Source organism: Haemophilus pittmaniae, from assembly GCF_900186995.1.
In the GTDB taxonomy this organism is placed as follows: Bacteria; Pseudomonadota; Gammaproteobacteria; order Enterobacterales; family Pasteurellaceae; genus Haemophilus_D; species Haemophilus_D pittmaniae.
This window is the reverse complement of the sequence record NZ_LT906463.1, coordinates 778,511-797,721: the sequence shown is the minus strand read 5'-3', so window position 1 is coordinate 797,721 and position 19,211 is coordinate 778,511. Positions and strand designations below refer to the sequence as shown.

The 19,211-nt window shown below is 45.3% G+C and carries 16 protein-coding genes, 2 tRNA genes and 2 rRNA genes; 11 read left to right on the top strand and 9 right to left on the bottom strand.

The window, feature by feature from the left end; genetic code table 11:
* Positions 1-77 precede the first annotated feature (77 nt).
* From CKV74_RS04050 to gmhB, 5 genes are all read right to left on the bottom strand, one after another.
* Positions 78-2,975 (bottom strand): 23S ribosomal RNA (locus tag CKV74_RS04050).
* A 225-nt stretch (positions 2,976-3,200) separates the two neighbouring features.
* A tRNA-Ala gene (locus CKV74_RS04045) sits at positions 3,201-3,276 on the bottom strand.
* Positions 3,277-3,314: 38 nt separating this feature from the next.
* A tRNA-Ile gene (locus CKV74_RS04040) sits at positions 3,315-3,391 on the bottom strand.
* An 82-nt stretch (positions 3,392-3,473) separates the two neighbouring features.
* Positions 3,474-5,015: ribosomal RNA gene (locus CKV74_RS04035) — 16S ribosomal RNA — on the bottom strand.
* Together the 16S and 23S rRNA genes with 2 tRNA genes alongside form the textbook arrangement of a ribosomal RNA operon.
* A gap of 321 nt (positions 5,016-5,336) precedes the next feature.
* Positions 5,337-5,891, bottom strand: coding sequence for a D-glycero-beta-D-manno-heptose 1,7-bisphosphate 7-phosphatase (gene gmhB, locus CKV74_RS04030; protein WP_007242383.1), 555 nt, complete (start codon positions 5,889-5,891; stop codon positions 5,337-5,339).
* A gap of 171 nt (positions 5,892-6,062) precedes the next feature.
* Between gmhB and metN the strand changes: the two genes are divergently transcribed.
* The 3 genes from metN to CKV74_RS04015 are packed head-to-tail and all read left to right on the top strand — an operon-like array spanning position 6,063 to position 8,627.
* Positions 6,063-7,100, top strand: a complete 1,038-nt coding sequence (metN, locus tag CKV74_RS04025; protein ID WP_007242460.1) for a methionine ABC transporter ATP-binding protein MetN — start codon at positions 6,063-6,065, stop codon at positions 7,098-7,100.
* Complete coding sequence (locus CKV74_RS04020; RefSeq protein WP_007242334.1) at positions 7,090-7,779, top strand: methionine ABC transporter permease; 690 nt, start codon at positions 7,090-7,092, stop codon at positions 7,777-7,779. The genes metN and CKV74_RS04020 overlap by 11 nt, the downstream gene beginning before the upstream one ends.
* Before the next feature lie 23 nt (positions 7,780-7,802).
* The gene (locus CKV74_RS04015) at positions 7,803-8,627 is read left to right on the top strand and encodes a MetQ/NlpA family lipoprotein (RefSeq protein ID WP_007242291.1); all 825 of its coding nucleotides are present in this window, start codon (positions 7,803-7,805) and stop codon (positions 8,625-8,627) included.
* Between the two features lie 127 nt (positions 8,628-8,754).
* On the opposite strand, the gene ftsX is transcribed toward CKV74_RS04015, so the two are convergent.
* From ftsX to ftsY, 3 genes are read right to left on the bottom strand one after another with little or no spacing between them, the layout of a single operon-like run.
* Positions 8,755-9,687: a permease-like cell division protein FtsX gene (ftsX, locus tag CKV74_RS04010; protein WP_007242406.1), complete on the bottom strand. Its 933-nt coding sequence runs from the start codon at positions 9,685-9,687 to the stop codon at positions 8,755-8,757.
* Between the two features lie 9 nt (positions 9,688-9,696).
* Complete coding sequence (ftsE, locus tag CKV74_RS04005; protein ID WP_095176770.1) at positions 9,697-10,353, bottom strand: cell division ATP-binding protein FtsE; 657 nt, start codon at positions 10,351-10,353, stop codon at positions 9,697-9,699.
* 11 nt (positions 10,354-10,364) lie between these two features.
* Positions 10,365-11,852, bottom strand: a complete 1,488-nt coding sequence (gene ftsY / locus CKV74_RS04000; protein ID WP_095176769.1) for a signal recognition particle-docking protein FtsY — start codon at positions 11,850-11,852, stop codon at positions 10,365-10,367.
* A gap of 97 nt (positions 11,853-11,949) precedes the next feature.
* On the opposite strand from ftsY, the gene rsmD reads away from it, so the two are divergent.
* Both rsmD and trmL read left to right on the top strand, forming a co-directional pair.
* Entirely contained in the window at positions 11,950-12,534 is a 585-nt protein-coding gene (gene rsmD, locus CKV74_RS03995; protein WP_095176768.1) for a 16S rRNA (guanine(966)-N(2))-methyltransferase RsmD, read from the top strand.
* A gap of 9 nt (positions 12,535-12,543) precedes the next feature.
* Positions 12,544-13,026 carry a tRNA (uridine(34)/cytosine(34)/5-carboxymethylaminomethyluridine(34)-2'-O)-methyltransferase TrmL gene (gene trmL / locus CKV74_RS03990; RefSeq protein ID WP_007242479.1) on the top strand — a complete coding sequence of 161 codons (483 nt, stop codon included), beginning with the start codon at positions 12,544-12,546 and terminating at the stop codon, positions 13,024-13,026.
* Positions 13,027-13,132: 106 nt separating this feature from the next.
* On the opposite strand, the gene CKV74_RS03985 is transcribed toward trmL, so the two are convergent.
* Entirely contained in the window at positions 13,133-13,543 is a 411-nt protein-coding gene (locus CKV74_RS03985) for a MerR family transcriptional regulator (protein WP_007242371.1), read from the bottom strand.
* Positions 13,544-13,694: 151 nt separating this feature from the next.
* On the opposite strand from CKV74_RS03985, the gene CKV74_RS03980 reads away from it, so the two are divergent.
* The 6 genes from CKV74_RS03980 to dusA all read left to right on the top strand — a co-directional run bounded on the left by CKV74_RS03980 (position 13,695) and on the right by dusA (position 19,088).
* Positions 13,695-14,354: an amino acid ABC transporter permease gene (locus tag CKV74_RS03980; protein ID WP_095176767.1), complete on the top strand. Its 660-nt coding sequence runs from the start codon at positions 13,695-13,697 to the stop codon at positions 14,352-14,354.
* Positions 14,344-15,012, top strand: coding sequence for an amino acid ABC transporter permease (locus CKV74_RS03975; RefSeq protein WP_007242271.1), 669 nt, complete (start codon positions 14,344-14,346; stop codon positions 15,010-15,012). Before CKV74_RS03980 ends, CKV74_RS03975 begins: the two co-directional genes overlap by 11 nt.
* A gap of 1 nt (position 15,013) precedes the next feature.
* Entirely contained in the window at positions 15,014-15,778 is a 765-nt protein-coding gene (locus CKV74_RS03970) for an amino acid ABC transporter ATP-binding protein (RefSeq protein ID WP_007242422.1), read from the top strand.
* Positions 15,762-16,613, top strand: a complete 852-nt coding sequence (locus tag CKV74_RS03965; protein ID WP_007242292.1) for a cysteine ABC transporter substrate-binding protein — start codon at positions 15,762-15,764, stop codon at positions 16,611-16,613. The genes CKV74_RS03970 and CKV74_RS03965 overlap by 17 nt, the downstream gene beginning before the upstream one ends.
* A 133-nt stretch (positions 16,614-16,746) precedes the next feature.
* Positions 16,747-18,087, top strand: a complete 1,341-nt coding sequence (locus tag CKV74_RS03960) for a chloride channel protein (protein ID WP_039847818.1) — start codon at positions 16,747-16,749, stop codon at positions 18,085-18,087.
* Positions 18,088-18,101: 14 nt separating this feature from the next.
* Positions 18,102-19,088: a tRNA dihydrouridine(20/20a) synthase DusA gene (gene dusA / locus CKV74_RS03955; protein ID WP_007242296.1), complete on the top strand. Its 987-nt coding sequence runs from the start codon at positions 18,102-18,104 to the stop codon at positions 19,086-19,088.
* Positions 19,089-19,211 lie beyond the last annotated feature (123 nt).

The window sequence follows — 19,211 nt, the reverse complement described above, 5'->3', positions numbered from 1 at the left end:
AATTAGTCACAAGCTAAAAACTCTCAACTTTCTCTCGTCTTCGTTTCGTCTATCACTCAAAAACTCTTGAGCGTTGTATAGTTAAGCCTCTCGGGCAATTAGTATCTGTTAGCTCAACGGCTCGCACCGCTTACACATCAGACCTATCTACGTCTTAGTCTTAAACAACCCTTACAGATTTTAAATCTGGGAGAACTCATCTCAAGGCAAGTTTCGTGCTTAGATGCTTTCAGCACTTATCTCTTCCGCACTTAGCTACCCGGCAATGCGTCTGGCGACACAACCGGAACACCAGTGGTGCGTCCACTCCGGTCCTCTCGTACTAGGAGCAGCCCCTTTCAATTCTCCAACGCCCACGGCAGATAGGGACCGAACTGTCTCACGACGTTCTAAACCCAGCTCGCGTACCACTTTAAATGGCGAACAGCCATACCCTTGGGACCTACTTCAGCCCCAGGATGTGATGAGCCGACATCGAGGTGCCAAACACCGCCGTCGATATGAACTCTTGGGCGGTATCAGCCTGTTATCCCCGGAGTACCTTTTATCCGTTGAGCGATGGCCCTTCCATGCAGAACCACCGGATCACTATGACCTACTTTCGTACCTGCTCGACTTGTCTGTCTCGCAGTTAAGCTTGCTTATACCATTGCACTAACCTGACGATGTCCGACCGTCATTAGCAAACCTTCGTGCTCCTCCGTTACTCTTTGGGAGGAGACCGCCCCAGTCAAACTACCCACCAGACACTGTCCGAGACCACGTTTCGTAATCTTCGTTAGAACATCAAACGTTAAAGGGTGGTATTTCAAGGATGACTCCACAATCACTGGCGTGACTGCTTCATAGTCTCCCACCTATCCTACACATCAAAATTCAATGTTCAGTGTCAAGCTATAGTAAAGGTTCACGGGGTCTTTCCGTCTAGCCGCGGGTACACCGCATCTTCACGGCGATTTCAATTTCACTGAGTCTCGGGTGGAGACAGCCTGGCCATCATTATGCCATTCGTGCAGGTCGGAACTTACCCGACAAGGAATTTCGCTACCTTAGGACCGTTATAGTTACGGCCGCCGTTTACTGGGGCTTCGATCAGGAGCTTCTCTTTCGATTACACCATCAATTAACCTTCCAGCACCGGGCAGGCATCACACCCTATACGTCCACTTTCGTGTTTGCAGAGTGCTGTGTTTTTAATAAACAGTTGCAGCCAGCTGGTATCTTCGACCGGTTCAACCTTCGCCCGCTAGGGACTACAATCTACGCCGGCGCACCTTCTCCCGAAGTTACGGTGCTATTTTGCCTAGTTCCTTCACCCGAGTTCTCTCAAGCGCCTGAGTATTCTCTACCTGACCACCTGTGTCGGTTTTCAGTACGGTTTAGATAAACCTGAAGCTTAGTGGCTTTTCCTGGAAGTGTGGTATCGGTTACTTCAGCTCCGTAGAGCCTCGTCATCATCTCTCAGTGTTAAAGAAGTCCGGATTTGCCTAAACTTCTCACCTACCAACTTAAACGCACATATCCAACAGTGCGCTAACCTAACCTGCTCCGTCCCCACATCGCAGTTTATCCAAGTACGGGAATATTAACCCGTTTCCCATCGACTACGCTTTTCAGCCTCGCCTTAGGGGCCGACTCACCCTGCCCCGATTAACGTTGGACAGGAACCCTTGGTCTTCCGGCGAACGGGTTTTTCACCCGTTTTATCGTTACTTATGTCAGCATTCGCACTTCTGATACGTCCAGCAGCCCTCTCGAGCTACCTTCATCCGCTTACAGAACGCTCCCCTACCCAACAGTGTTGCCACTGATGCCGCAGCTTCGGTGCTATATTTGAGCCCCGTTACATCTTCCGCGCAGGCCGACTCGACTAGTGAGCTATTACGCTTTCTTTAAATGATGGCTGCTTCTAAGCCAACATCCTAGCTGTCTAAGCCTTCCCACTTCGTTTCCCACTTAATATAGACTTTGGGACCTTAGCTGGCGGTCTGGGTTGTTTCCCTCTCCACGACGGACGTTAGCACCCGCCGTGTGTCTCCTGAGTATCACTCTTCGGTATTCGTAGTTTGCATCGGGTTGGTAATCCGGGATGGACCCCTAGCCGAAACAGTGCTCTACCCCCGAAGGTGTCCGCTCAAGGCTCTACCTAAATAGATTTCGGGGAGAACCAGCTATCTCCCGGTTTGATTGGCCTTTCACCCCCAGCCACAAGTCATCCGCTAATTTTTCAACATTAGTCGGTTCGGTCCTCCAGTTAGTGTTACCCAACCTTCAACCTGCCCATGGCTAGATCACCGGGTTTCGGGTCTATACCTTGCAACTATTCGCCCAGTTAAGACTCGGTTTCCCTTCGGCTCCCCTATTCGGTTAACCTCGCTACAAAATATAAGTCGCTGACCCATTATACAAAAGGTACGCAGTCACCCTTAAAGGGCTCCCACTGCTTGTACGTACAAGGTTTCAGGTTCTATTTCACTCCCCTCACCGGGGTTCTTTTCGCCTTTCCTTCACAGTACTGGTTCACTATCGGTCAATCAGGAGTATTTAGCCTTGGAGGATGGTCCCCCCATCTTCAAACAGGATATCACGTGTCCCGCCCTACTTATCGTTAGCTTAGTACCACGACCTGGACTTCGAGTACGGGGCTATCACCCGGTATCGCCAAGCTTCCCAGCTTGTTCCTCTGTCTCTGTCGCTATCACTAACAGGCTCCTTCGCGTTCGCTCGCCGCTACTAACGAAATCTCGGTTGATTTCTTTTCCTCGGGGTACTTAGATGTTTCAGTTCTCCCGGTTTGCCTCAACAAGCTATGTATTCACTTGTTGATAGTAGATTCTTCATCTACTGGGTTTCCCCATTCGGACATCTTGGATTAAACGCCTCTTATCGACTCATCCAAGCTTTTCGCAGATTAGCACGTCCTTCATCGCCTCTGATTGCCAAGGCATCCACCTTGTACGCTTAGTCACTTAACTATACAACCTCAAAAATTCTTGAGACTGTGTTATCAACTAATCACTTGATTGCTTTTGCTCAATCAAGATTTTTTCTACTCAGACTTTTTCTATCCCTTTCAGGACTTGAAAGTCTCTTCGTTTTCAGCTTGTTTCCTAATTTTTAAAGAACAATCAAATAACATTACGTTATCATCGTTAAATGAACTTTATTCCCTTTTCGGTAATTCACTTAACGATGATTCGTGGTGGAGATAAGCGGGATCGAACCGCTGACCTCCTGCGTGCAAGGCAGGCGCTCTCCCAGCTGAGCTATATCCCCATTCGTCACTTTATCACGGCTCACTCACTCAAGTTGAGTGGTGGGTCTGAGTGGACTTGAACCACCGACCTCACCCTTATCAGGGGTGCGCTCTAACCACCTGAGCTACAGACCCGGTGATAAAGTCGTTATTTGCTTTTTTTGTCTACAATACATCAGCCAATCTGTGTGGACACTTATCGCCGCTCAATTTTAGGTAAGGAGGTGATCCAACCGCAGGTTCCCCTACGGTTACCTTGTTACGACTTCACCCCAGTCATGAATCATACCGTGGTAAACGCCCCCCCGAAGGTTAAGCTATCTACTTCTGGTACAACCCACTCCCATGGTGTGACGGGCGGTGTGTACAAGGCCCGGGAACGTATTCACCGCGACATTCTGATTCGCGATTACTAGCGATTCCGACTTCATGGAGTCGAGTTGCAGACTCCAATCCGGACTTAGACGCACTTTCTGGGATTCGCTCCACATCGCTGCTTCGCCTCCCTCTGTATACGCCATTGTAGCACGTGTGTAGCCCTACTCGTAAGGGCCATGATGACTTGACGTCATCCCCACCTTCCTCCGGTTTATCACCGGCAGTCTCCTTTGAGTTCCCGACCAAATCGCTGGCAACAAAGGATAAGGGTTGCGCTCGTTGCGGGACTTAACCCAACATTTCACAACACGAGCTGACGACAGCCATGCAGCACCTGTCTCAGAGCTCCCGAAGGCACCAATTCATCTCTGAAAAGTTCTCTGGATGTCAAGAGTAGGTAAGGTTCTTCGCGTTGCATCGAATTAAACCACATGCTCCACCGCTTGTGCGGGCCCCCGTCAATTCATTTGAGTTTTAACCTTGCGGCCGTACTCCCCAGGCGGTCGATTTATCACGTTAGCTACGGGCACCAAGCATTAAGCCCAATCCCCAAATCGACAGCGTTTACAGCGTGGACTACCAGGGTATCTAATCCTGTTTGCTCCCCACGCTTTCGCACATGAGCGTCAGTACATTCCCAAGGGGCTGCCTTCGCCTTCGGTATTCCTCCACATCTCTACGCATTTCACCGCTACACGTGGAATTCTACCCCTCCCTAAAGTACTCTAGACTCCCAGTCTGAAATGCAATTCCCAGGTTAAGCCCGGGGCTTTCACACCTCACTTAAAAGTCCGCCTGCGTGCCCTTTACGCCCAGTTATTCCGATTAACGCTCGCACCCTCCGTATTACCGCGGCTGCTGGCACGGAGTTAGCCGGTGCTTCTTCTGTAGTTAACGTCAATCATCTAGTCTATTAAACTAAATGCCTTCCTCGCTACCGAAAGAACTTTACAACCCGAAGGCCTTCTTCATTCACGCGGCATGGCTGCGTCAGGGTTGCCCCCATTGCGCAATATTCCCCACTGCTGCCTCCCGTAGGAGTCCGGGCCGTGTCTCAGTCCCGGTGTGGCTGGTCATCCTCTCAGACCAGCTAGAGATCGTCGGCTTGGTGAGCCATTACCTCACCAACTACCTAATCCCACTTGGGCTCATCCTATGGCATGTGGCCTTGCGGTCCCACACTTTCATCTTCCGATACTACGCGGTATTAGCTACAGTTTCCCGTAGTTATCCCCCTCCATAAGCCAGATACCCAAGCATTACTCACCCGTCCGCCACTCGTCAGCAAAGAAAGCAAGCTTTCTTCCTGTTACCGTTCGACTTGCATGTGTTAAGCCTGCCGCCAGCGTTCAATCTGAGCCATGATCAAACTCTTCAATTCAAGTTCAATCGCTCAATAAACTGCTTAGCTAAAGTCACTTTACATTAAGTAAATGAATTTCTAGTTTAAGCACCTATTAAGACTTCAAAATTAAAAAATATTTTTAAATCAAGTCAATCAACAAGTGCCCACACAGATTGTCTGATACATTGTTAAAGAGCAAAAAATAACGACGCACTTCTTGATGTTTCACAACAGTGCGTCGTTGTGTGGGGCGCATTATAGGGATTTCAGAATCCTTTGCAACCTTTTTTTACAAAAAAATCGATCTTTTTTATTAAATGATGATCTTTTCACCGAATCGGTTAAAAATAAAACGTCTTATGCTTTAATCTTGCGCAATAACGCAGGAAGCCCAGCAATTGAATCTAGCACATAACTCGCAAGGGATTCTCCTTCATCGGTGATCGCTTTACCGGTTTTGACTAAAACATTAATTTTAACTCCAGCGGATATACCAGCTTTAATATCATCGACTTTATCACCAACCATAACTGAATATGTAGGATCGATATTCAGTTCTTTTATCGCCTGTAATAGCATTCCCGGTTTAGGCTTACGACAATCACAATTCTCTTTAAACTCACCAATCCCTTCCGGATGGTGTGGGCAATAGTAGATACCATCAAGATCAACTCCGCGATCGGCAAGCGACCAATCCATCCACTCCGTCAATTGCAAGAATTGCTGTTCTGTGAAATAGCCACGCGCAATCCCTGACTGATTCGTGACAAGAACCAATAAGTACCCCATTTCTTTCAGTTTCTTCAAAGTATCTATACTTCCATCAATAAACTGAAATTGATCTATTTCGTGTACATAGCCATGATCAATATTAAGGGTTCCATCCCGGTCTAGAAAGATCGCTTTATTCATTTATCTACCTCTGTTTTTTAGCGCCTCATTATCATCTTTCACAGCCCTATTCGCAATAATAAGACACCTCCGAAGATACTAAAAAGTTCCTGCCTGCGTATTGACACGGCATTCTAGACATCTAGAATACAACGACCCTATCCATTTCACTACCATAGAACAAGGGCTTATATGATTAAGCTAAACAATGTCACTAAAGTCTTTACGCTTACCGATAGAAAGCTAACTGCTTTAGATGATGTTACATTACATGTCCCACAAGGGCAGATTTGTGGCGTAATCGGCGCCTCGGGAGCCGGTAAGAGCACCCTGATCCGTTGCGTTAATTTATTGGAAAAACCAACATCAGGAACTATCGAAGTTGACGGTGTAGATCTTACCCAACTCAGTGAACGAGAACTCGTGCGCAAACGTCGTGAAATTGCCATGATCTTCCAGCATTTTAATCTTCTTAGTTCACGTACCGTATTCGATAATATCGCACTGCCGTTAGAACTTATTGGCACACCAAAGAATAAAATCATCGAAAAAACTACCGAACTCTTAGCGTTAGTTGGATTGGCAGATAAGCATAACGTATATCCGGCAAATCTTTCCGGTGGACAAAAACAACGTGTTGCCATTGCCCGTGCATTAGCTTCAGATCCTAAAGTACTATTATGTGATGAAGCCACCAGTGCTTTAGATCCAGCTACCACTCAAGCTATCTTAAAACTCTTAAAAGAAATTAATCGTACACTTGGTATCACGATTCTTCTAATCACCCATGAAATGGAAGTCGTCAAACGAATCTGCGATCGGGTGGCGGTGATTGATAAAGGTAAACTAATCGAACAGGGCTCAGTCAGCGAAATTTTCTCCAATCCGAAAACCGAATTGGCACAGGATTTTATTCGTTCAACATTCCATATCAGTTTGCCGGAAGAATATTTGGAAGGTCTCACCGATACACCTAAACATGATAAAGCCTACCCAATTATTAAATTTGAATTTACCGGCCGTTCGGTTGATGCGCCGTTGCTTTCCCAAGCCTCTAAAAAATTCGGTGTGGAGCTCAGTATTCTGAACTCGCAAATCGACTATGCCGGCGGCGTCAAATTCGGCTATACCATTGCCGAAGTGGAAGGTTCGGAAGATGCTATCACTCAAACCAAAATCTATTTAATGGAAAATAATGTGCGCGTGGAGGTGCTCGGTTATGTTCAATGAGTTTTTAACTGCATTTAACCAACAGCTTACTCCGCAAGTGTGGGGAGTCGTGGCGATATCAACCTACGAAACCGTATATATCAGTTTCGTTTCAACCTTTTTAGCAATGGTTGTCGGAATCCCGCTCGGTGTCATCACCTTTTTAACCGGAAAAGGAGAAATCCTAGAAAACCGTCGTTGCAATTTTATCTTGAATACCATTATCAACATTGGTCGTTCAATTCCGTTCATTATTCTATTATTGATCCTATTACCGGTAACCCGTTTTATTGTTGGCACGGTATTGGGCACTACGGCGGCAATCATTCCTCTGGCAATTTGTGCAATGCCGTTTGTTGCCCGCCTCACCTCTAATGCGCTAATGGAAATCCCACAAGGCTTAACCGAAGCTGCGCAATCAATGGGGGCAACCAACTGGCAAATTGTCCGCAAATTCTATTTACCAGAAGCATTGCCAACCCTAATTAATGGCATCACCCTGACGTTAGTAACCTTGGTTGGCTATTCCGCTATGGCGGGAACCCAAGGAGGTGGTGGTTTAGGAAGCCTTGCCATCAATTATGGTGTTTATCGCAACATGCCTTACATTACCTGGGTTGCCACTATTATCATCGTGTTATTCGTCATGCTTAGCCAAAAACTCGGCGATATGCTGGCTGAATATGTCGATCACCGTTAATTTCACTCTAAAAGGAAATACTAATGAAACTTAAAAATTTATTTACCGTTACCGCTATCGCTTCCGCTGTGCTTCTTAGCACCGCCTGCAATGATGAGAAAAAAGCCGATACGACAGCAGCTGCAAACACGATTAAAGTTGGTGTAATGTCAGGTCCGGAACATGAAGTTGCCGAAGCGGCAGCTAAAGTGGCCAAAGAAAAATACGGTCTAAACGTACAATTTGTTGAATTCAACGACTACGCATTGCCAAATGAAGCCGTTTCTAAAGGTGACTTAGATGCTAACGCAATGGAGCACAAACCTTATCTTGATGAAGATGCTAAAGCGAAAAAACTCACTAACTTAGTGATTGTTGGCAATACCTTCGTTTATCCAATGGCCGGTTACTCCAAAACCATCAAAAATATCAGCGAGTTAAAAGACGGAGCCAAAATTGCCGTGCCAAACGATCCATCTAACCGCGGTCGCGCATTGATTTTGTTGGATAAACAAGGCTTAATCAAATTGAAAGATCCACAAAACCTCTTCTCCAGCGTATTGGATATTGTTGAGAATCCGAAAAACCTAGATGTAAAAGAAGTGGATACTTCCGTTGCGGCACGTGCGTTAGACGATGTAGATTTAGCCGTAGTGACCAATACTTATGCTGGTCAAGTGGGTCTAAACACGCAAGATAACGGTGTTTTCGTAGAAGATAAAGACTCTCCATATGTGAACATTATCGTTGCCCGCGAAGATAACAAAGACAGCAAAGCAGTACAGGATTTCGTGAAATCCTATCAAACTGAAGAAGTGTACCAAGAAGCCAAAAAACACTTTAAAGACGGTGTTGTAAAAGGTTGGTAAGATTCTCCCTGCAACAAAAAAAAGCCACCTCAAGGTGGCTTTTTTCTATTTTGCAATCAACTCTAATAAAATCAATGGGTTAGCTCTTGTTTTAGAAAAAACTCTGATTTTCGAAGGGGCGTTTGTTTTAAGCGCGATGATCAAGCATCGCAATATGTCGCGTAGCCGCAATCCAAGCACCCACATAGCCCATCAGCAAACAAGCCGCCAATAGGAAAATCAACTCGCCAACAGCTAAGCCATTTAGATTAAAACTCACGGCAAAAATATCCGTCACATATTTTACCGCCGAGGTGAAATATCCCACGATAAAACTGCTCAGAATAACCGCTAATACACCGCCCAACAGTGCGTAAATCATGCCGGTATAAAGAAATGGTCGCAAAATAAATTGATCCGTTGCGCCTAATAACTTCATCACATTAATACTTGCCCGCGCACCATACACATCGGAGCGAATGCTATTACCAATCACCAGGAACACGCCGATGGCCATCAACACTGTACAGAAAATAGCCACATGAGCAAATAACCAAGAAAGTGCTGTTAATTTTTCCTGCCAATCGTTATCCAAACGCACTTCCTGCACACCTTTAATTTTATTCAAGGCTGTACGTAATTCCGCGCGTTTTTCCGATTCGTTATAAGCCTTGGTCGGTTTGACCATCACCACCGCAGGCAATGGATTATCATCCAACACCTCCAATTGTTCGCCAAAACCTGACCAACTTTTGAATTCATTCAAACTTTCTTGGCGGGAGACATAATTTAGCGATTCCACACCTTCCTGTTGACGAATTTTTTCCACCACTAAATTTGCATCATCCTCACTCAAATTCTTATGCAAATAAATGGTTAATTCGCTTTCCGGATAAAACTGAGTCGTCGCCAAATGGAGGTTTTTCCACAGCAAATAACTCACCGTTGGGATCGTCAGTGATACCGCAATCACAATAATAGTTAATAGCGTTCCGAATTTGCGTTTTAGCAAATCAGCCAACACTGAACGTAATACATACATGGTTTGCACGCCCATTGAAGCATTCATTTTTCGACTCATCATTTCTCCTTAGACGCGCAAATAACCTTGCTCCAACACCAAGCAAGGTTTTGGTTTTTGTTGAATCAAATTAATATCGTGAGTAGCAATTAACACGGTCATTCCCAAGCGATTAAACTCTTCAAATAAATTAAAAATACCAAGAGACAGTTCATCGTCAAGATTACCTGTAGGTTCATCGGCCAACAGTAATTGCGGTTTATGCACAATCGCCCGCGCGATATCCACCCGTTGCTGTTCACCACCGGAAATTTGCGGAGGCAAATAATCGGCTTTATTACGTAAACCGACCCGATCCAACGCAACTAAAGCTCGAGTATGCGCTTCCTTCGGATGCATACCGGCAATAATTAGTGGTAATGCCACATTTTCCACCGCCGTACGATCGGTCAACAAACGATAATCCTGGTGCACCATACCGATCTGGCGACGTAGGAAAGGAATTTCATATTTGGATAAACGGGTAATATCATGACCGTTAAACCAGATATTGCCCGCATTAGCATTTTCCATGCCCATGATGAGTTTTAATAAGGTACTTTTACCCGCCCCGGAATGACCAACTAAATAGGTCATACTGCCCTGCGGCAAATGAAAATTTAAGCCCTGCAACGCCGGTTGAGTGGCGCCATGATAGGCTTTAGATACATTTGAAAATCGAATCACTGTGTTATTCCTTATTCTTCTTCGTGCACAAACAATGCCTCAATAAATTCCTCGGCATTAAATTCACGTAAATCCTCAATTTTCTCACCAACACCGATATAACGAATAGGCAGCTTGAATTGATCAGCAATAGCAAAAATAACTCCGCCCTTAGCCGTACCGTCTAATTTAGTGAGAGAAATACCGGTGAGGCCGACCGCCTCATCAAATAATTTGGCTTGGCTGATGGCATTTTGTCCGGTGCCAGCATCTAAGGTCAGCATGATTTCATGCGGTGCGCTTTCATCATATTTTTTCATCACACGAACGATTTTTTTTAATTCATCCATGAGATTATTTTTATTTTGTAAACGGCCTGCAGTATCGGCAATCAAAATATCGACATTACGTGCAGCCGCCGATTGCATGGCATCAAAAATCACTGAAGCGGAGTCGGAACCGGTGCTTTGTGCCACCACCGGAATATGATTACGCTCCCCCCAGACCTGCAATTGTTCCACCGCTGCCGCGCGGAACGTATCTCCCGCTGCTAACATGACGGATTTGCCTTCATTTTGGAATTTACGTGCCAATTTACCGATGGTCGTCGTTTTACCCACACCATTGACGCCAACCATCAAAATCACATAAGGTTTTTTACTATCATCAATAACTAATGGTTTCGCCACTGGTTTAAGGATCTCTGCCATCTCCACTTTCAAGCGCTGATAAAGCAATTCCGCATCCTGTAACTGCTTGCGGCTGGCGTGTTCGGTTAAATTTTTGATGATTTTATTAGTCGTTGGTACACCGATATCGGCAATTAATAATTGCTCTTCCAATTCCTCAAATAATTCATCATCAATTTTTTTCCCAAGAAAGAATGCCCGAAAACCGGCACCAATATTTTGTTTGGTTTTTAACAGGCCCTTAACCAAGCGGCTAAAGAAACCGCCTTCACTTGGTTTTTCTTGGGTTTTGGTATCAATATCGGCTCGCAATTCATCTTTGACATCAGAAACAATATCAGCTGGAATCTCTGTCTCTAAGGGTTCGCTATCGATTACATTTGTCGCGTCAATCACCTCTGCGGGAGCAACCGCCTCGCGGGTTTCAAACTCAGATTCAGCGGAGAAAAGCGACTCTTCATTAACCGGCTCAATCACGGCCACATCATCCGATGGAATAAATGCCGTGACATTTTCTGGCGCAATTACTTCCTCAACAGGGGTTGCCAGCGGTGCCGCGGTGATTTCATCATTTTTATCCGCAGCAATTTCAGAGGCAAGTTCGGCTAATTCCTGTTGTTCAATTTGCGATGCGGAGGTTTCCAACGGCTGCGGTTCAGGCGAGGTTTCTGTTTGTGCGGTTTCATTGATAATTTCTGCGACAGGCGCATTGGACTCATGCTCCGATGCGGCCGGAGTATCCTGTTCTGGAGATGTTGTCTGCTCTTCCTGCTTTTTATTTCGGCCAAATAAAGAGGCCCAAAATCCGCCTTTTTTCTTTTCTTGTGTCATAAATGGTCTCTGAAACATAAACTTGTGAAAAATACTGTCTATTCTAGCAAAAAATCGACTAAACTAAGCAGGTTTTTCACTAAAAACCCGATTCTTTATGAAAAAAGCACAAGTTCAAAATGCCAAAGGCGAAGTCCGCATCATTGCAGGGCGTTGGCGTGGCCGGAAATTGCCGGTGCTCAATGCCAACGGGCTGCGCCCAACCGGCGATCGCATGAAAGAAACCCTGTTTAACTGGCTGATGCCCCATATTCTAGACAGTCGCTGTTTGGATTGTTTCGCCGGGAGCGGCTCCTTAGGCTTTGAAGCCCTTTCCCGACAAGCCCGCCAAGTTACCTTTTTAGAATTAGATAAAACGGTCGCTAATCAATTAAAGAAAAATCTACAAACGCTGCCACTTGAGGGGCAACAGGCGGAAGTGATTAATCAAAACAGTCTGGACTTTCTGCGCCAAGCCCCGAATGAACCGACCTTTGATCTCGTATTTTTGGATCCGCCATTTCACTTTGGTCTGGCTGAACAAGCCATTGCGCTGCTCGATGAACATCGCTGGTTGGTGCCTGAAGCGTTGATTTATGTAGAAACAGAAAAGGGCAAAGCGCTTAGTGTGCCCGCCGATTGGCAATTATTAAAAGAAAAAACGACCGGTCAAGTGTGTTGCCGGTTATATCAAAAAGCTTAGGAAATTATTATGTTAGATATCGTTTTATATGAACCTGAAATTCCCCAAAATACCGGAAATATCATTCGTCTGTGCGCCAATACCGGTTTTCGACTCCATTTAATCGAACCCTTGGGCTTCACTTGGGATGATAAAAAATTACGCCGCTCGGGATTGGATTATCACGAATTTGCGGAGATTAAAAAACACAAAACCTTTGAGGCCTTTTTAGCCTCTGAACAACCGAAACGCCTGTTTGCCCTCACGACTAAAGGCACACCGGCACACAGTCAGGTATCCTTTGCCCTTGGCGATTATTTGATGTTCGGACCGGAAACCCGTGGCATTCCCAAAGCTATTTTGGATACCTTGCCTGCCGCACAAAAAATCCGCATTCCAATGACCGCCAACAGCCGTAGCATGAATTTATCCAATTCCGTTGCAGTAGCCGTCTATGAAGCCTGGCGTCAATTGGGCTATGAAGGTGCCGTCAATCTTGCTTCTGACTGTTAAACGCCCCTTCATTGCACAGAGTTTTCTAAAAAACAAATGCTAACCCATTGATTTTATTGGAGTTGATTTAAAAATGAAAAATCGGACGGTTTTCCGCCCGATTTTCTTATTTTACCGGCATAAAGCGTACGCCACTGTGTTGCAACAGAGCCTGCAACAAATCCTGTCCCTCATTTTGTAAAGATTGCTGTTTCAATCGAAGCAATCTCATTCGTAAATGATCCAGTTCGTGGATCCGCTTGGCAATATCCTTGATGTGGCTGGCTAACAAACGGTCAATTTCCGCTTTCTGCGCTACCGATGCACTTTCCAAATTGATTAACACTTTGATTTCATCAAGGGAAATATCTAGGCTGCGACAACTGCAAATAAACGCCAAGCGTTGTAAATGTTCATCGGTATAGAGTCTAAAATTTCCCGTCGAACGGGCCGCCTTAGGCAACAATCCCTGTTGTTCGTAAAATCTGATCGTTGGCACAGAACAACCAACCGCCTTTGCCAGTTCACCTATTTTCATCGTTTTCTTCCATTTTTATCAGAATAGCCCGCTAAGCAAAGCCGCATTCTTATTTCTTAATATTATAAATAATGTTTTTAAATTCTTTCCCGTCATAAAAAATCTTCCATAAGATAATTCCGTAAACGAATTAACCGAAAAAGAGCGCGAAATGAATTGGGACTATATTTTAACCGTGCTGCCAAAATTTGGCTATGCCACGCTGATGACTCTGCACTTAGCCTTTTGGGGCATTCTACTGTCATTAATTATCGGCGTGCTATGTGCTTTGGTTACAACCTATAAGGTCAAATATCTGAAGGTATTCGTACAGGGATATATTGAACTATCGCGCAATACGCCATTATTGATTCAAGTATTTTTTCTCTATTTTGGGCTCTCGAAAATCGGCATCAAAATGGATGGTTTTACCTGTGGTGTGATCGGGCTTGCCTTTTTGGGTGGTAGCTATATGGCAGAAGCGATACGTGGTGGCTTAGAGGCTGTCTCACGAGGCCAAGTGGAATCAGCCTTAAGCATTGGTCTAACGCCATGGCAGGCCTTTCGTTATGTGATTTTCCCACAAGCCTTTGCCATTGCCACACCGGCAATCGGGGCCAACTGTTTGTTTTTAATGAAAGAAACTTCTGTGATCAGCGCCGTAGCCGTGGCTGAATTAATGTTTATCGCCAAGGAAGTAATTGGCTTGGATTACAAAACCAACGAAGCCTTATTTCTGTTAGTGGTGTTTTATTTAATTATTTTATTACCGGTTTCCATTGGCATCAGCTATGTGGAACGCCGTACTCGGAGAGCAAAATATGGGGCTTGATTTACTGTTGCAGGGCAGCAACTTGGAACGTCTGTTGGGCGGCCTTGGGGTAACCGCACAGATTGCTTTTGTGTCAGTATTCTTTGCCTGTATTTTTGGGGTGATTTTAGGCGTCATTATGACCGCCCAAAATCCATTATTACGAGCCCTTTGTCGGTTTTATTTGGAATGCGTCCGCATCATTCCGCTCTTGGCGTTATTGTTTATTGCCTATTTCGGTTTGGCTAAATGGTTTGGCATCCATTTAGACGGAGTGACCGTTTGTATCGTTGTGTTTATTTTTTGGGGCACCGCCGAAATGGGAGATTTAGTGCGTGGCGCGCTGACTTCAATTGAGAAACATCAAGTGGAATCTGCTTATGCTCTCGGCTTAACACCATTACAAACCTTCATTTACATTTTGTTGCCACAAAGCCTGAAACGGGTAACACCAAGCGCAATCAATCTGTTTACCCGCATGGTGAAAACCAGTTCATTAGCAATGCTTATCGGGGTGGTAGAAGTGATTAAGGTTGGGCAACAAATCATTGAACATTCGCTGTTTAGTAACCAATCGGCAGCACTGTGGATTTATGGTGTCATTTTCTGTTTGTATTTTATGATTTGTTATCCGTTATCGCTGTTTTCCAAATATCTGGAAAATCGTTGGGAAAATTAATATGGCATTGTTAGAAGTTAAAAATTTAGTCAAAAACTACGGCGACGTAGAAGCCTTAAAGGGCATTAATTTAAAGGTAGAAAAAGGTGAAGTCGTTGTGATTTTAGGACCTTCCGGCTGTGGTAAAAGTACCTTTTTACGTTGTCTTAACGGCCTTGAAAACATTAAAAGCGGCCAATTGCAGCTACAAGGTGTCGGTGAATTAGGTAAGGACATTTCTTGGGTAAAAGCCCGTCAACGGATCGGGATGGTATTCCAGAGCTATGAATTATTCGCCCACCTCTCGGTCATTGACAATATTTTATTAGGACCGTTAAAAGTTCAAAAACGACAACGTGCCGAAGCGGAACAACAGGCCGATGAATTACTCAAACGGGTTGGCCTATTTGACCGCAAAAACGCCTATCCACGAGAACTTTCCGGTGGCCAAAAGCAACGCATCGCTATTGTTCGTTCATTGTGTATGAATCCGGAAATTATTTTATTTGATGAAGTCACTGCCGCCCTAGATCCAGAAATGGTTCGAGAAGTGCTGGATGTGATTTTAGGCTTAGCCCGTGATGGCATGACCATGCTGATAGTCACCCATGAAATGGGGTTCGCCCGGCAAGTGGCTAATCGCATCGTTTTTATGGACAAAGGGCAAATTATCGAACAATCCAAACCGGAGGATTTCTTCACCAATCCAACAACGGATCGGGCAAAAACCTTCCTAAACATTCTCAACTATGAACCGCGAGGAACAAACTATGCACAAAACATTTAAGAAATTTGCCGCCTTATTGGCCACTTTGACATTGACGCTGGGACTCACCGCCTGCAATGACAAAGAAACCGCCAAGGACAATCAAACCTCTACTATCGCGCAATTAAAACAAGCCGATAAAGTACGTATTGGTGTATTCAGCGATAAACCACCATTTGGTTTCGTGGATGCCCAAGGAAAAAGCCAAGGCTTTGATGTGGAAATTGGTAAAGCCATTGCCAAAGACCTATTGGGGGATGAAAGCAAAGCCGAATTTATTTTAGTAGATGCAGCGAATCGTGCAGAATATTTGGTTTCAAACAAAGTCGATATTATTCTAGCCAACTTCACCGTTACACCAGCCCGTCAGGAAGTCGTTGATTTCGCCAATCCGTATATGAAAGTAGCTTTAGGTGTGGTATCCAAAGATGGCAGCGTAATTACCGATTTAGCCCAATTAAAAGATAAAACCCTCATCGTTGATAAAGGTACTACTGCCGATATTTATTTCAGTAAAAAATATCCTGACGTGAAGTTATTAAAATTTGAACAAAACACCGAAACCTTTGAAGCTTTGCGTGACGGCCGTGGTGATGCACTTTCCAATGACAATACGTTCCTGTTTGCTTGGGCTAAACAAAATCCGGGATACACCGTTGGGGTAAAAAACTTCGGTGATCAAGATGTAATCGCGCCGGCAGTGAAAAAAGGTGATAGCGAATTATTAAACTGGTTAAACGAAGAAATCGTTAAACTCTCTAAGGACGGTTTCCTCAAACAGGCTTACCAAAAAACCTTAGCACCGGTTTATGGTGACTCCGTTTCCGAAAGCGATATTTTGGTTGAATATAAATAACCGGTCTATCAGCTTCTTCTTAAACGCGATGATTAACAGCGATGTTAGTCATCGCGTTTTGTTTTATGTCAATTGCCCAAGTGACTATCGCATCTTATAATTTGCCACAAATTCCTGTTTTCATATTTTCCTCATGTTTCGTTATTGTTACCTCCGTCTACGTCATTTTTTCCGTCGAAAAATACGGCAAACTGGGCGGTTATCCCATAAATCTATAGAGTTCGGCTGTTTAATGATCGGCAGCGCATTAGTGGCCTTAGTATCCTTCGGATTTGCCAAATTGGCGGATCTCGGCCTAGAATTCAATCATTACTGGAGTCAACGCTATCCACTCGCCGTTTGGTTTGTATTGCCTTGCGGATTAGCCTTGCTCACTTGGTTTACTGCCAAATATACGCCCTTTGTAGGCGGTAGTGGTATTCCACAAGTCATTGCCTCTATTGAAGTTGCCCATGGCGCCAACAAAAGCAAATTGCTCCGCTTAGGGCAAACCCTCTGGAAAATTCCGCTTACCTTTTTAGCCATGGTCATTGGCGCATCGGTTGGCCGTGAAGGTCCTTCCGTACAAGTCGGGGCTGCAGTCATGCTGGCTTGGAGTGAATTATGTCGGCGCTATCAATGGGCCTTCCGCGCCCTCACCACCAATGAATTAATCGCTACCGGTGCTGCCGGTGGCCTAGCTGCCGCATTTAATGCACCGTTGGCCGGAGTGATTTTTGCGATTGAAGAATTAGGTCGAGGTACCCTACTACGCTGGGAACGTAGAGTATTAATCGGAGTACTGGCCGCCGGTTTCATTTTAGTCGCCATTCAAGGCAATAGCCCTTATTTCCCAAAATACCAAGGTATTACCGATATTCCTAATATATGTTTATGGCTATTGGTCTGTGGTGTACTATGTGGCGTGCTCGGCGGGCTGTTTGCCCGGTTATTGGCCAAGGGCGTGGCTGGTACCGCGCCATTATTTTGCCGTCCTTTTATTCGCCGTCATCCGGTTATTGTGGCACTCATTCTTGGTTTATGTCTGGCTGCCCTCGGTAGTTATAGTCAAGGGCAAACCTATGGTACCGGTTATCAAGTGGTGGCCAATGCGTTAGAAGGGCAATTGTCCGATCCTTCGGTGGGCGTATTAAAATTAGCGGCAACCGTCTTTACCTATTGGAATGGTGTCGCCGGCGGTATTTTCACGCCCTCCCTCACCACCGGCGCAGGTATCGGTGTCATGCTATGGGATATCAGCGGTGGCGTTATCGATCAACGCTTTTTAGTATTGCTTTGCATGGCTGCATTCTTGGCTGGCGCGACACAATCTCCGGTGACTTCCGGCGTGGTAGTAATGGAGATGACCGGCGCCCAACCGGTACTGATTTGGTTATTGATTTCAGGCATTATTGCCGCCATAATCTCCCGCCAATTTAATCCAAAACCGTTTTATCATTTCGCAGCGGGGCGTTTTCGCCAACAGCTGCAATAATCCTCTGTAACCCAATGACCGAGCAAATTAATCACTATTACCGCGGGCGCTTTTCAGTCGCACCAATGCTTGATTGGACGACCCGTCACTGCCGTTATTTCCATCGCCAATTTACCCGCCATGCCTTGTTGTACACAGAAATGGTAACAGCTCCGGCGATTATTCATGCCACCTACGATCATCTCGCCTTTGATTGCGCGGAAAATCCGGTAGCATTGCAACTGGGCGGCAGCGATCCACAACAACTCGCCCATTGCGCAAAATTAGCGGCAACGCGTGGTTATCAAGAAATCAACTTAAACGTGGGATGCCCATCGGATCGAGTGCAGAATGGAATGTTCGGTGCATGTTTAATGGCAAAAGCCGACTTAGTCGGCGCATGCGTGCAAGCCATGCAGGCGGAAGTCGATATTCCCGTGACGGTGAAAACCCGTATCGGTATTGATGAGCTGGATAGCTATGAATTCTTAACGGATTTCATTGCCCGGATACAACAGGCTGGCTGTCGGGAATTTATTGTACATGCCCGTAAAGCTTGGCTGTCAGGGTTAAGCCCAAAGGAAAACCGTGAAATTCCACCGCTTGATTATGCTCGAGTGTATCGTCTCAAAGCCGATTTTCCTGAACTTAAAATAGCCATTAATGGCGGCATTAAAACCCTTGAGGAAATGCAAACCCATTTGCAATTTGTCGATGGGGTTATGGTGGGACGCGAGGCCTATCAAAATCCATCCCTGCTGGGTGGCGTGGATCGTGCGCTGTTTGATCCGAATGCACCGCTTATTAGCGCACGCCAAGCAGTAACGGCAATGTTCCCTTATTTAGAAGCGCAACTCAGCCAAGGTGTGTACTTAAATCATTTGATTCGGCCAATGCTCGGCGCTTTTCAACAGGTTAAAGGAGCCCGCCAATGGCGCCGCTATTTAAGTGAAAATGCGCACAAAGCAGGCGCAGGCGTTGAAGTAGTGGAAACGGCCTTAAGCTTTGTTGAAGCTGCCTGATTTATTACAATAAAATCAACGATTTATAGATTTTTAAAGCAACCCTAATAAAATCAATGGGTTACATCCAATTTTGGCAAAAACTCTCAAAATCGTCATAGCGTTTCCAGTGCCCGCCCTTCG